Here is a 12,368-nt window from a genome sequence, read left to right as displayed (position 1 = left end):
CTAAAGGGTGTTGCACAAGGTCCTTCTCGGGCGGGTCGGAGTGGTGCTTGACCTGGTGTTTCACCCGGCGAGGGCGAGGTTGTGCATGGTGGCGACGGCCTGGACGGCGTGGTGGAGGCTGTCGCCTTTCTGACGGCAGTCGCGGAGGATCTTCCAGTTCTTCATGCGGGCGAAGGTGTGCTCGACGCGGGCCCTCACCCGTCGGTGTTCGGCGTTGTCCTCCTCCTGCCCGCTCAGGAGGGGCCGTCCGGCCCTTCTGCGGTGCGGGACGATCAGTCCGGTGCCCAGGTAGGCGCCGTCCGCGATCACCGTCACTCCGGCCGCCGCCACCGGCAGATCCGACTCGCGCCAGATGTGGGCGTCGGCCTTGTTGCCCGGCGCGGGCGGGCCGAGGCGATGACCCAGGCGCGTGTCGGCGTCGATGATGACCTGCACGTTCGCCGAGAACCGGTAGTTCCGGCTCGAGGCGCCGATCTTCCGGTCACGGACCGGGATCAGGGTGCCGTCCACGATCCACAAGCGTTCGATGTCCGCCGTCGGCCGTGGCGCCGGCTCCAGGGCGAGCAGCGGGCCAAGCCGCTGGACGACCCGGCAGACCGTCGCCGAGGAGATGCCGAACAGCGGGGCGAGCTGGCGCATGGGCCTTGACCCGGAATCTTGGACACGGGTTATGCGGCTGGGGCCAGGTTGTGTCGGCTCTGCCAGTAATCCAGTGACGAGCTGTCAGTGCCCACTGATAGAGAAGGGCCATGGATACCGACGCTCTTCCGCCGTCTGCAGATCACTCTTCCGAGGCCTTGTTCAGGCGTGGGTGCCTGGCCCGGGAGTCAGGACAGTGGGAGCACGCCCAGGAACTGTTCGAGGAGGCGGTTCGTGGTTCGGGCCCGCAGATGCTCTGGCGCGTGACAGAGGCCTGCCTGTACAGCGACGAGGCGGCGTTGTGGATGCGGCGGGCCGTGGTCACGGAGAGCGAGCCGGGCGGTATCACGGTCGCCCCCGAGACATTCGGGATCCTTGGGGGCAATGGCGATGCACCGGTGCAGAACTGGGAGATCGTCGTCGAGTCGGACGAACCGGCCCGCGCGGTCGCCGCACTCACCGCTGCGGAACCTCGACTGATGCGCGTGTTCGAGGACGGCCGCGAACTCTCTCCGGAGGAGGCCGAGAACCTCTGGGACGAAGCCTTACCTCCCTACAGTCCCAACTACGCCGCCGTCGACGCCACGGTGCCCCGCATCTGGATGGACTGCAAGGACGGGATCTACCCGCACATGGCCCGCACCGCACTGCGCATCGTGACGGACGAACTCCGCAAAGCCGGGGTACGGCAGGCACACCTGTTCAGCCGTTCCCACCGCTAGCGAACCACGGCCCACACCGGCCCATTCATCACAGAAGATCCGACGGTCAAGATCAAGTGACAGAAACCTGCTGGCTGTCAAAGCGAATCAAACCCACTCCCTGCTATGAGCCCGTTTCTGAACCCATTAGCGTCACACGGTGACACCTTCTGAACACAAACGCTTCCGTAAGGCGCCAACGATGGGTCGCCCGTGACTGTGGGGGAGCTGTAGGTCTGGCCAGATAGCAGGTTCCGCGTTTCGTGAAACCCGTGGAGCAGTCACCACTTGTCATTGACCGTTCAACTCGACTTGCCGGGCCGATCCGGCGAGCGGCCGCGACGTATCGGGGGCCGGGATGTCTGTTGCACCTGAGTCGATTGATCGTGCGTCATTCGGACGGTTCCGCCGTGCCTGGTGCACTGCTTGCGCTTCTGGCAGCCGCAGTGCTCACGGCATCGGGTTGCAGTGGGCCCGAGAACAGCCCGAGTGATGCGAAGGCGACGAAGTCGACTCACGCCGTCGTCGGGTCGAATACGGGTGGCCGCTGTCAGCCCGTGATGGAGCAGGGCCCTCTTCCCGCTTGGGCGCGGAAGGGATTCCTGCGAGGCAGTTCCCAGCGCCATGTGATCGGCGACAAGGGTGAGATCGCTGCCGTGCTCTTCGGCTACCCCTACCACGCGCCGGCCGCCAAGGGCCGGGCGAACAAGATCCTTTGGGTGGCGAAGGACGCCCAAGGCGCCGCCGATCTGGGCCTGATGACCGGTTGACCATCAAGGTTGACCATCAAAGCGAGCCTTGCCGGCACGAACGAAGTGGCTACTCGTTCGGTTGCAGGAGGTCCTGGCCCTTCTGACATCGATATGCCGAAGCCGGGATGCTGAAAGTTCTCCCTCTCCTGGCCCGGGCATTCGGACAGCCTTGACATCGAGTATCTCGTCGGCTGAGTTCATGCTGCCTGAGCCGCTTGGGATCATGGAGCGGTGAACATCCCGAACGATCCCGATAGCCCGATCCAGCAACTGGTGGGCCTGGACGTCAGGTCCGTGTGCTTCGTAGCCGACTACGTCGAACTGCACTTCGACCCCAACGGAGAGGTCCTGCGCGCCGTCAGCGACCCCTTCGGCGTGCAGGACGGCCGTGAATGGCGCTTCCCCCAGCCCGGATCAATGGATCTGCTGCACCGCTACATCGGCAAGACCGTCGACGACTACGAACTCGACCCCGACCGGCTCCTCGCACTCCATTTCGGCAAGGACCGATTCGTCATCCCCCTCGACGACGCCACGCGCGTGGGCCCCGAAGCAGCCCACTACCTCGGCCCCGACGGCGTCCCAGGAGGAATGTGGATCTGGTGACCGCAGAGGAACGCACCGACGAAACCCGCTGCAGGCGCAAGGTGACGGGTCCCGGCACGGGACTTGTGCCGCCTCCGGCGCCTTGTCCTCAGTCGGGGCGCTTGGCCATGACGACCACGCCCGGCCCGCTCCACTCGTCCGCGGGGAGCCGGAGTTCGGCCACCGGGTGCAGTCCGGCCTGCTCGATCAGGTCCACGAGCTGCTCCGGCTGCCACTTGTGCGTGGTCCAACGAACCGGCACTCCTCCGTAAGCCTCGGTGCGCACCGCGTCCTCGTCGCCGACGTGTGTGCCGGCGATGAAGTACCCGCCCGGCTTCAGGGCGTGCGCGAAATGAGCGAGGACCTGAGGAAGGACATCGCGGGGGAGGTTGAACAGCGACCACCACCCGAGCACGCCGCCGAGCGACGCTTCACCAAGGTCGAGCTCGGTGGCGGAGGCGACGCTGAAGCGGCAATGCGGATGAAGACGACGCGCGTTCTCGATCATGCGGGGAGAGAGATCCACCCCGGAAACGTCGAGTCCACGTTCGGCGAGGTAGCCAGTCACCGTGCCAGGGCCGCAGCCGACGTCGAGGACGGGCCCGAGCTCACCCACGCTGTCGGCGAAGGCGTCAATCGACGCCTTGAGCCAGGGATGACGACGGATGTCACCCATGCCCGTCGTCACCACCATGTGGGCGTAGTTGTCGGCCACCTGGTCATAGGACTCACGGACCACATCGAGATCGGCCGGGCGGTCAATACGGTGTGCGCGCATCAGCCAACAATAGGACCGCGGCCGGGGAGAGCAGGCGCCCTTGACCACTCGGCATGACCCGACTCCACGAACGGGCAGCCCCACCCCTCAGGGACTGTGCCGAGTTGAGATCACGGGTTTGGCTGCCCGGTCCCGGTGATGCGTAGGCAGCCCCGCGCTTCTGTAGGCAAGTGCGGGATGATCACAGTCATGTCTTGAGGGGGACTGATGAGCGCCTACATAGCCGCGGCTGTCTTTTTCGGCCTGCTGGGCTTGATCCCGGTCAGGAAGGCGAGAGGGGTTCGTCGCCTCATAGCCCATGGAGAGCGCGCACCCGGTGTGTGTGACTACGTCACCTGGGACGACGGCAACGCGAGCGCCTGGTGTTCGTTCGTCACTCCAGACGGCAAGAGCAGACGGGTTGCGGTTCAGGGGTATGGATCTCCACGCTTCGAGGCCGGTGACGTGGTGGAGATCGCCTACTGGAAGGGCAGGCCGCGTACCGCGGTGGTGGTGCAAGACGAGGAGAACCACTGGCGCACCCACCTCGTCGCTGCGATCGTCTGCTCCGTACTGGCCGGCGTTTTCGCGCTGGCCGCGGTCCTGGCCTCAGCGCTCTAGGAGCTTCGGCAGCGCGACAAGATGTCCACAGTTCTCCGAGACGGTTTGCGCTCTCGTGTCTCACCTAAGCGTGAGCACGGCAGGTCAGAGCTTCGTTCTGCCCGCACTTACCTGAGAGAGGACATTGGCTGTTCCGTTGTCCGGGCGGGGCTGGGTGTTCTGTCTCTGTCGATCTGGTGCAGATCTCAGGTGAACGGGTCCGATTCGCTCGCGTCTCAGATGATCCGGCCCGCTGGTGTCCCGTCCCGATGAAGGTCCGTGAGTCTCGTGCGCGTGTGCCGAGTCGGCCTCATCCTGCGCTACTGATCGGCGCCGCTCGCTCGCGATTCGTACGCAAACGACTACCTTTCGTAATGAAGGCTGGTCATCCGCAGGAGAACAGGTGGTGTGTGATGTCTCAGGCAATCTCACCGGGAGCGCGGTCTGGAGATGCCGACGCCATCTTCTCCGGCGGTTCCATCGTGACGGTCGCCGACGACAAGTCGGCAGCGCCTGAGGCGGTGGCGGTCAAGGACGGCCGGATCGTCTTCGTCGGCAACCTGTCCCGGGCACAGGCCGCGTGGCAGGGACCAGAGACGCGGATGCACGCCCTGCTGCCCGATCAGGCCCTGCTGCCGGGTTTCATCGATGCGCACGGCCACGTCACCGGCACCGGCTTGCAGGCCACGATCGCCAATCTCCTGGCCGCTCCCGACGGCGACGTCACCGACATCGCGTCCCTCCATGACAAACTGCGCGAGTTCGCCGAGAGCGAGGCGGGGAAACGCTCGGATTGGATCATCGGTTTCGGTTACGACGACTCCATGCTCGCCGAGGGCAAGCACCCCACCCGCCACGACCTGGACGTGGTGTCCACCGAGAAGCCCGTGCTGGCGATCCACCAGTCCTTCCATCTGGGAGCGGTCAACAGCCTGGGGCTCGAACGACTCGGGTACACCGCCATGACGCCGGACCCGGAGGGCGGGGTGATCCGGCGGAGGCTGGAGCGCGCAACCGAATCCGGGCCCGTGTACGGGGAGCCGAACGGGGTGCTGGAAGAGACCGCGTTCAACCCCGCCGCCGACCTGGCCGTCGCCGGGATGGACCCCGTCGACAGCGGGCAGTTCCTGCCCGTGGGCCTCCTGTCGGCGGCGAGCTTCGGCTTCACGACCGTGCAGGAGGGGGCAGCGAGCCTGGAGGTCCTGGGCCTCATGCGGCAGGTCGCGGACGCCTACCCCGCCGGCCTGCCCACCGACGTGGTCGTCTACGTGAAGGCCGACCAGGCCATGAAATCCCCTGCCACGGTCCAAGCCAGCCGGGAGTACGCCAAGGGCCTGCGCGCGGCCGGGGTGAAGCTGGTCCTGGACGGCTCGCCCCAGGGGCGCACCGCCTGGCTCACCGAGCCCTACCTCACACCGCCCGAGGACCAGGACGAGGAATACTGCGGCTATGCGACCCTGCCGGACGAGGACGTCCTGGCCCAGGTCCAGGCGGGTTTCGCCAACAACTGGCACGTCATCGCGCATGTGAACGGCGACGCCGCCATCGACCAGCTCATCCGGTGCGTGCGCTCGGCCACCAAAGAAGCCGGACAGGACCGGCGTACGACGGCGATCCACTGCCAGACGGCCCGCGAGGACCAGATCGAGGCGTTCCGGGAACTCGGGATCATCCCGTCGTTCTTCTCCATGCACACCTACTACTGGGGCGACTGGTACCGCAAGACCGTGCTCGGCCCCGAACGCGCTGTCGACATCTCGCCGGCCCGGTGGGCAGTGGACCGCGGCATGGCCTACACCTCGCACCACGACGCACCCGTCGCCCTGCCCAACTCGATCGCCATCCTGTCCAGCCAGGTCACCCGCGTCACCCGCACCTCAGGAAGCGTCTTGGGCCCGGACCAATGCGTGTCGGCCCTGGACGCGGTGAAGTCCATCACCATCAACGCCGCCCGCCAGTACTTCGAAGAGGACACCAAGGGCAGCATCGAGGTTGGCAAGCTCGCCGACTTCGTGATCCTCAGCAACAACCCGCTCACGATCCCCGAGCGGAAGATCAAGGACATCACCGTCGTGGAAACCATCAAGGAGGGCAGGACCGTCTACCCGCCCTCTCCCACGCGCCCCGCCCCCGTCCTGCGAAAGGCCATGCCCGCAGCCTTTGCCCACCACTGCTGACGCCCCGAAGGTCACCCAGTCGAGGGGACGGGTACGGGCCTGCCGGCTGCGAACACTGTGCGGGAAGCGCACCGCTGGACCCCGAAGCGTGCGCGGCCGAGATCCGCACGCACGGCTTCGAACCGCTGGAGCCCTATCCCGGAAGCGATAAGCGCTGGCTCTGCCACTGCCCCAACGGCCACCAAGTGCACCTACGGCTGACCGGCGTCCGTACTGGCAAGGGGTGCCGGATGTGCGCCACCTTCGGTATCGACCTGGCCTGACCGGCAAAGGTCTACGTGATGATTCACCAGGACTGGAACGCGATCAAAGTCGGCATCGGTGCCTGCACCGGCTACGGTCAGCTCGGCGATCAGCTTGCCCAGGTGCTTGCGGGAGATGCCGGTGCAGATCCGATGCGACAAGGCCGTGCGGGTGAGGAGTTGTCTCACAACAGCCCCAACCCGCATGGCTGTTGTCATCTTCCCAGGCCGACTCCGCGACTATCGCGCACAACGTCGTAAGCGGGACGAGGGCCGCGGCGGCACCGTCGTCCCTCCGCGCGGCGGTTGCAGGGCCCGCCCCCCGTACAGCCGCTACTCGTCCAGCGCGTCCCGTACCGCCCGCTGCACCGGCTCCCCGTCCGCGCCGCGCCCAGGCCCCGGGCCTCGGTCACGAAGCGGAGGGCCAGTTCCGCCAGTTTGGCCGGGTCTGGTGTCCGGGTCGGTGCCGGAAGCGGGGCCACCCGTGTCCCCGCCCCACGGCGGGTGCGGATCAGGGACGCCGCCTCCAGTTCGCGGTAGGCCCTCGCCACCGTGCCCGCCGCCAGGCCCAGGTCGGCCGCCAGCTGGCGCACCGTCGGCAGGCGTTCCCCCTCCGGCATGCGACCCGTGGTGATGAGTGCGGCCAGCTGGGCGCGGATCTGTTCGTAGGGCGGGGCGGGGCTCGCGGTGTCGACGTGGACGGCGGGACCGTTCACCGGCGCACCCCGGCCTTGGGCACGATCACCGTGAACAGACACCACGGCACGGTGACGAGGGCGACCAGGGCCGTGGGCCACAGTGCCCAGTTCGCAAGGCGCCCCACCGTGCCGTCGCAGCCGATGTCCATCAGCGCGCCCGACGCCGTCGAGGCGGCGCCGAGAAGGGGCGCGGAGACCAGCAGCCCCCATGCGGCGACGATCGCCAGCGACCGGTCGCGGCGGGTCTGCTCGTCGCCGGGACGGCGGGCGATCCGGGTCAGGGACCAGACGCACGCGGTGGTGGAGACGGCGAGGGCGGCGAGGATGGGCAGGCCGTAGAAGAGGCCCGGCCAGGGACTTGTGCTCGCCGTGCTTCCGTCCGGGCAGGTCACGGTCAGGGAGCGCCCGGCGCGGCCCATGTCGTCGGGCGAGGCGACCACGGCGGCCACCGCCAGCAGGACGACGAGGACGGCGGCCTCGGCGAGGAGCAGCAGGGTCATGCGCGGTGGCACGTAGTCGCGAATGTGGCGCGGCGCGAGACCGGCCGTGCGGACGGTTCCCCGCGGCGGCGGTGTCAGCGCGTCGCCCACCAGGACGCCGGCGACCGCGCAGAGTCCGAACACCGGGATGGCGTACAGGATGCCGACGCCGAGGCCGTCGTTCGAGCCGACCAGGCGGGCGGCGACGAGTCCGACGAGCAGCCCGGCCCAGCGCGCATAGCGGTCGGTGGCGGTCGGGCGTGGGACGGTGCCGAGTTCGCGCATGAGAAACCCCCGTGTGCTCGCACTTGTACTCACCGCTTGTATCAAGCGGTGAGTACAAGATGCGGCCCAGTGGGGGTTTGTGTCAAACGGTTGGTACAACTTGCGTGTCCGGCATCACCCGGCCGGTCACCTCTCCGAGCCCGACCCGTGTCCCGGCCGGATGCACGACCAGAGTGCCGTAAGAACGGAAGGGATCGCCGACCTGTTCGAACAGTTCCCCGACGTCAAGGCCAAGGTCGACTCCGGCTACCGAGGCCTGGCCAAGCAGTTCCCCGACCAGGTCAGCGCCCCGCCGCTGAAGCCGAAGAAGAACGCCCCGGCCCAGGAGTGGGCAGCGTACGAGAAGGAACGCCACCGGCAGTCCTCCGAGCGTATCTGCGTGGAGCACGCGAACGCCGAGCACAAGCAGTGGCGCCCCCTCCAGCGCTACCTCGGCCGCCGCGAGTACTACGACCAGACCCGCCTCGCCATCGCCGGCCTGGTCTCCGACCGCAGCGCCGAGAGGTGACCACCCCAAGCCGAACCGCCAGGCCAGCACGCCCCACCCTCAATCGCGCACCACGTCGTAAGCGGGAAAAGAGCTCTCGCTGCACCTGGGTCTGGTTCTCCAGCCAGCGTTCCGCATCTGCGACGGCGGCCGCCAGCTGGTTCTGGAGCTCCCCCTCCACGCCGGTCAGACGGGCGATGTCGCGGCGCACCTGGGTGACCACGAAGACGGATTCCACCCTCATGGCGTCGGCCAACTTGCGCAGCAGCACCTGTGCTCGCGCGCGGGGGTCCGGGACCTTCCTGGCCTTGGCCACGCCCCATCGGGTGACGGGACGTGTGTGCGGGACCGCACGATCTGCTCCACTGCCGGCGTCGACAGACCTCGCTCCGTCATCTCGCAGTCGTCCAGCGCGAACCACTCGGTTTCCCGGGCGAACACTTCGGTGCCGATACTGACCTTGCGGGCGGTGCCGTCGCTGTCCAGCCGGATGCGGTGGACGTACCAGCGGTTGATCAGTGTGTCCCGGTCCACCGGTACCGACACCTCGAGCACCAGCTCACAGCCCCGGTGGTCCCACGACGGCTCCACCGCCTGGTCCAAGTGCACGCGCAGCCCGCCGCGGGGGAACTGGATGTCCACCACCGAGCCGATCGGCGCCCCGTCCGACTGGACGAACTCGAAGTCAGCCTTCACGTCCCGGTCACGGAGCCAGGCGGCGGCCGCCGACTTCACATAAAGGTGGTCGGCGCTGTTGACTCCGCGGGCACGTCGGCTGCACAGGTGCGGGTGCCCGTCGGGGCCCGGGTGGTGGGCGAAGTGGCAGACTCGGTCGGTGTACAGCTTGGTGGTCAGCTGAAGGCCGCAGCCGCCGAGCAGCAGCCAGCACCAGAACGTGTCGTGCTCGTGCTGGCGACGGAAGGCGTCCAGCTCGATCGCCTCCAGCGGCAGTATCAGCGGCTCCTCCGAGTCCGCGCCGCCCAGGACCGCCGTCTGGATCTGCCGCTTGTCACCACGCACGAAACCCCCGCCTTTCGTCCCAACTCATCGTGCCACCCAGACTGTTGACCTCACAGATCATGACCGTGCTCACGCCGTCGTACGCAGCGGGGCAGGATCGGCAGCAGCGGCTGGCGTACCAGCCTGCCTGGTGGCGCATTCCGCCCGGGCACGGTGCAGCGCCAGGGCACGGGTGGCCTCGGATTCGCGGCGATGCTGAACACGGGCTGCGGTGATCGAGGCTGGCTCACCGTCCGGCGCTGACTCCGGCTCGGGAACGCACGGGCGCTGAGCTCGCGCATCGCCTTCGTCTGCCGCTCCACCGCCGCCCTGATCGACGGGTTGACGCGGCTCGGGTACGCGGCGGACTGGTGAGCAGCGAGCGCCTGGCGGTAGCCCTCGGACGCCGACTCGCGGGTCTTCACCGGTGCTTCGGGGATGGCCGCGGGGGCTGGCTCCATGACGCGGGGTGCGGGCGAGGTGCCGACGGGCAGGACCCGCACTGTGCGCATGACGTCGGTGCCGGCCGACTCGTTCGCTGCGGCGACGATGCGTGGGGTGATCAGCCTCAACTGGGTGGCGTACACAGGCGAGTCGGGGCGCAGATCCAGTTGCCCGGTCGCAGGATGGAAGGTTACGGCCTGGACGTGGTCGAGCAGCTTCGGCGAGAGGCCAACCGCGATGCCGGGCCACCGGTCTGTTGACTGCACTATCGAAGGGTGTGAATCGACTCGGCGGTGATTCCCCGTCGAAGATCGCTGCATGTTTGTAAACGAAGCATCCCGGGTGCACCGGGACGTGATGGATGGGCGGGTTCGGCTGCCGCAGATCGGGGCGGTGCTTGCTGGTGACAACCCGTCGCTTCCGTGGGTTGTGGTGGATGGTGCGCGTCAGGAGATCGTGCCGGTCAGCGGCTACTTGTTGGACCGGATGCTCGGTGATGTGAGCCCGCTGACCTGCCGGAGCTATGCGTATGACCTGTTGCGCTGGTACCGGGTGCTGTGGGCTGTGGATGTGGGGTGGGAGCGGGCTACCGAGTCGGAGACGGCTGCCCTGGTGGGCTGGCTGCGATCGGCCCGGAACCCGCAGCGGGAGCGTAAACGCGGTGCTTACCGGCCCGGTACGGTGAATGCGATCACAGGAAAGCCGGCGCTGCGATCTGGGTACGCGCCTGCCAGCATCGCGCACAATCTGTCGGTGCTGCACGGCTTCTACGCGTTTCACCTGCACTATGGCCGGGGTCCGGTAGTCAATCCGGTCCCTGCGAATCCTGCCCGCCGTGCCGCGCTCGCGCACCGGTCGCCGGTCGAGGAACGAGTCCGGTATCGGCGCGGTCGGATGCGGCCGAAGATCCCAGCTCGTCAGCCGCGAGCGATTCCCGACGATCAGTGGAACGCACTGTTCCAGCAGATGCGCTGTACCCGTGACCGGGCCCTGCTGGCGTGCTACATCTCCTCCGCCTGCCGTGCATCGGAACTGCTGGGTGTACAGCTCGGCGACATCGAGTGACAAAAAGGACAGCTTTGGGTGATTTCCAAGGGCACCCGAGCGCGCGAACCCGTCCCGCTGTCGCCGGAGGCACTGGCGTATCTGGCTGCCTATCTTGACGAGGCCGGGCTACCCGGTGACGGCGAGCCGGTCTGGCGCACGCGCCGTGGTCAGGTACGTCCGCTGACCTACTGGGCGGCCCGCCGTATTCTCCAGCGGGCAACCGAACATCTGGGCATGAACTGGACTCTCCATGATGCGAGGCACACCGCAGCCACCAGGATGGCCCGCGACCCGAATCTCACCCTGGTGGAGGTGCAGTCGATTCTGCGGCATGTGCATATCAGCACCACCACTCTGTACACCGCTGTGGGTCTGGACGATCTGGTCGACAAACTCGCCGCGCACTACAGCCGGCCACCTGAGCGAGCGACGTGGGCAGAGAGTTACACAGCAGACGATGGAGAGGCGGTGTTCGGTGCCGGGCAATAGGGTCGGCGACAGCATGCGGATGAAGGGCCCCACGACCAACCGGGTCCAGCGCCACGAGATTGAACCGGCCGAAGTTCGCCTCGTCCTGGAGCCGACTGCGCTCCTTCCTGCGCCGCCGGTCCCGTCGCGGCCGCCGCGCTCCTTGGGCGACTTCTCGCGAGCTCCAGCCACGGACATCGTGGACGCTGTCGGCAAGCACTTCGGCTGCTCGGTCGGCAAGAAGCAGCGTGCCTTCCTGCGCGGCGCGATAGGTGCCCTCCTCGAGGACTTGGAGCAGGCTGGCGGTCAGACATGGCAGGAGCGCTGGGAGGCGGCTGGGCTCAACGAGCGCGGCAGGCTGGTCGGCGATGCAGCCGGTGAGGACATGAGGCTGCGTAAGCAATTGACGAGCGCCGCCTCACTCGCCTTCGCCATGCGGTTGATCCGCCCGAGTCTGTTCGCTTTCCGGTCCTACAAGTTCGTGCGCTTCAGCGCCTGGTTCCGCAGCGTCGCGAACGATCCGCTCCTGGAAGAGTTCTGCGCACGGAGCGAACGGCTGCCCGTCGGCGAAGACCGTCAGGCCAAGGCACGCTCGCAGTTGTTCGCCGCTCTGACGGTCTTCGGCATCGACCTGGCAGACCTCACTCCTGAGGCGCTGCTCTACTACGCCGTCGAATGCCGCGACCATGGCCTGTCCTTCGAGGACATTCAGTCACGGACGTTCGCGGGAACCCTGGCCTGGACCGTTCTGCATGACATGGGCCGCTTTACCGACGTCGTGCCGCGCACCTTGCGAGGCGCGGTCACCCGGGGCCAGATGTCGGTCGAGGAGGCCGTCGATCGCTATCACCTGGACAACCAGGCTGTGCGTGATCTGCTGGTTGCGTACATCAGGCAGCGTGCCGTGGTGTTGGACTACTCGACGCGCGGCAACCTGATCCACCAGCTAGTGCTCTGACCACATTGGTTCGCCGGGTTGGTGGTCGGGGCGGTTGGATGTGCGGTGAC

General features: G+C 67.4%; 14 protein-coding genes and 2 pseudogenes. 9 read left to right on the top strand and 7 right to left on the bottom strand.

Features of this window, described 5'->3' with window-relative positions; genetic code table 11:
* Positions 1-60: 60 nt before the first annotated feature.
* Positions 61-639 (bottom strand): annotated as a pseudogene (locus tag OG485_RS40500) (transposase family protein); the annotation flags it as partial.
* Between the two features lie 263 nt (positions 640-902).
* On the opposite strand from OG485_RS40500, the gene OG485_RS40495 reads away from it, so the two are divergent.
* The 3 genes from OG485_RS40495 (at position 903) to OG485_RS40485 (ending at position 2,698) form a co-directional block, all read left to right on the top strand.
* Complete coding sequence (locus OG485_RS40495) at positions 903-1,361, top strand: hypothetical protein (protein ID WP_328673807.1); 459 nt, start codon at positions 903-905, stop codon at positions 1,359-1,361.
* Positions 1,362-1,966: 605 nt separating this feature from the next.
* Entirely contained in the window at positions 1,967-2,110 is a 144-nt protein-coding gene (locus OG485_RS40490; RefSeq protein ID WP_328673805.1) for a hypothetical protein, read from the top strand.
* 213 nt (positions 2,111-2,323) lie between these two features.
* Positions 2,324-2,698, top strand: coding sequence for a hypothetical protein (locus OG485_RS40485; protein WP_328673803.1), 375 nt, complete (start codon positions 2,324-2,326; stop codon positions 2,696-2,698).
* Between the two features lie 88 nt (positions 2,699-2,786).
* Here the strand turns inward: OG485_RS40485 and OG485_RS40480 are convergent, their stop codons facing one another.
* A complete protein-coding gene (locus tag OG485_RS40480) occupies positions 2,787-3,455 on the bottom strand; it encodes a class I SAM-dependent DNA methyltransferase (protein WP_328673801.1) in 669 nt (222 codons plus the stop codon).
* Between the two features lie 207 nt (positions 3,456-3,662).
* Between OG485_RS40480 and OG485_RS40475 the strand changes: the two genes are divergently transcribed.
* Both OG485_RS40475 and OG485_RS40470 read left to right on the top strand, forming a co-directional pair.
* Positions 3,663-4,055 carry a hypothetical protein gene (locus OG485_RS40475; protein ID WP_328673799.1) on the top strand — a complete coding sequence of 131 codons (393 nt, stop codon included), beginning with the start codon at positions 3,663-3,665 and terminating at the stop codon, positions 4,053-4,055.
* A 392-nt stretch (positions 4,056-4,447) separates the two neighbouring features.
* On the top strand, positions 4,448-6,211 hold the full coding sequence (locus OG485_RS40470; RefSeq protein WP_328673797.1) for an amidohydrolase: 1,764 nt from the start codon (positions 4,448-4,450) through the stop codon (positions 6,209-6,211).
* 191 nt (positions 6,212-6,402) lie between these two features.
* On the opposite strand, the gene OG485_RS40465 is transcribed toward OG485_RS40470, so the two are convergent.
* From OG485_RS40465 to OG485_RS40455, 3 genes are read right to left on the bottom strand one after another with little or no spacing between them, the layout of a single operon-like run.
* Entirely contained in the window at positions 6,403-6,672 is a 270-nt protein-coding gene (locus OG485_RS40465) for a hypothetical protein (RefSeq protein WP_328673795.1), read from the bottom strand.
* Entirely contained in the window at positions 6,669-7,169 is a 501-nt protein-coding gene (locus OG485_RS40460) for a GntR family transcriptional regulator (protein ID WP_328673793.1), read from the bottom strand. Before OG485_RS40460 ends, OG485_RS40465 begins: the two co-directional genes overlap by 4 nt.
* Positions 7,166-7,915 (bottom strand): hypothetical protein, encoded by a 750-nt coding sequence (locus OG485_RS40455; protein WP_328673791.1) that lies wholly within the window; start codon positions 7,913-7,915, stop codon positions 7,166-7,168. The genes OG485_RS40460 and OG485_RS40455 overlap by 4 nt, the downstream gene beginning before the upstream one ends.
* Before the next feature lie 79 nt (positions 7,916-7,994).
* Between OG485_RS40455 and OG485_RS40450 the strand changes: the two genes are divergently transcribed.
* Complete coding sequence (locus OG485_RS40450; RefSeq protein WP_328673789.1) at positions 7,995-8,423, top strand: transposase family protein; 429 nt, start codon at positions 7,995-7,997, stop codon at positions 8,421-8,423.
* A 219-nt stretch (positions 8,424-8,642) separates the two neighbouring features.
* On the opposite strand, the gene OG485_RS40445 is transcribed toward OG485_RS40450, so the two are convergent.
* Both OG485_RS40445 and OG485_RS40440 read right to left on the bottom strand, forming a co-directional pair.
* Positions 8,643-9,422 (bottom strand): hypothetical protein, encoded by a 780-nt coding sequence (locus OG485_RS40445; RefSeq protein ID WP_328673787.1) that lies wholly within the window; start codon positions 9,420-9,422, stop codon positions 8,643-8,645.
* 50 nt (positions 9,423-9,472) lie between these two features.
* Positions 9,473-10,111: a hypothetical protein gene (locus tag OG485_RS40440; protein WP_328673785.1), complete on the bottom strand. Its 639-nt coding sequence runs from the start codon at positions 10,109-10,111 to the stop codon at positions 9,473-9,475.
* Positions 10,112-10,163: 52 nt separating this feature from the next.
* Here OG485_RS40440 and OG485_RS40435 point away from each other — a divergent pair, with 52 nt between their 5' ends.
* The 3 genes and pseudogenes from OG485_RS40435 (at position 10,164) to OG485_RS40425 (ending at position 12,318) form a co-directional block, all read left to right on the top strand.
* Positions 10,164-10,910: a hypothetical protein gene (locus tag OG485_RS40435; protein WP_328673783.1), complete on the top strand. Its 747-nt coding sequence runs from the start codon at positions 10,164-10,166 to the stop codon at positions 10,908-10,910.
* Positions 10,911-10,925: 15 nt separating this feature from the next.
* A pseudogene (locus tag OG485_RS40430) lies at positions 10,926-11,381 on the top strand (tyrosine-type recombinase/integrase); the annotation flags it as partial.
* A gap of 13 nt (positions 11,382-11,394) precedes the next feature.
* Complete coding sequence (locus tag OG485_RS40425) at positions 11,395-12,318, top strand: hypothetical protein (RefSeq protein WP_328673781.1); 924 nt, start codon at positions 11,395-11,397, stop codon at positions 12,316-12,318.
* The last annotated feature ends 50 nt before the right edge of the window (positions 12,319-12,368 follow it).

Origin of the sequence: Streptomyces sp. NBC_00328, assembly GCF_036139655.1 — a bacterium.
Classification (GTDB): domain Bacteria; phylum Actinomycetota; class Actinomycetes; order Streptomycetales; family Streptomycetaceae; genus Streptomyces.
This window is presented reverse-complemented; position numbering and strand designations above follow the sequence as displayed.

Coding starts and splice junctions, on each gene's coding strand:
- OG485_RS40435 (WP_328673783.1), top strand. CDS start 10,164: ATGTTTGTAAACGAAGCATCCCGGGTGCACCGGGACGTGATGGATGGG.
- OG485_RS40475 (WP_328673799.1), top strand. CDS start 3,663: ATGAGCGCCTACATAGCCGCGGCTGTCTTTTTCGGCCTGCTGGGCTTG.
- OG485_RS40470 (WP_328673797.1), top strand. CDS start 4,448: ATGTCTCAGGCAATCTCACCGGGAGCGCGGTCTGGAGATGCCGACGCC.
- OG485_RS40480 (WP_328673801.1), bottom strand. CDS start 3,455: ATGCGCGCACACCGTATTGACCGCCCGGCCGATCTCGATGTGGTCCGT.
- OG485_RS40465 (WP_328673795.1), bottom strand. CDS start 6,672: ATGACAACAGCCATGCGGGTTGGGGCTGTTGTGAGACAACTCCTCACC.
- OG485_RS40455 (WP_328673791.1), bottom strand. CDS start 7,915: ATGCGCGAACTCGGCACCGTCCCACGCCCGACCGCCACCGACCGCTAT.
- OG485_RS40425 (WP_328673781.1), top strand. CDS start 11,395: ATGCGGATGAAGGGCCCCACGACCAACCGGGTCCAGCGCCACGAGATT.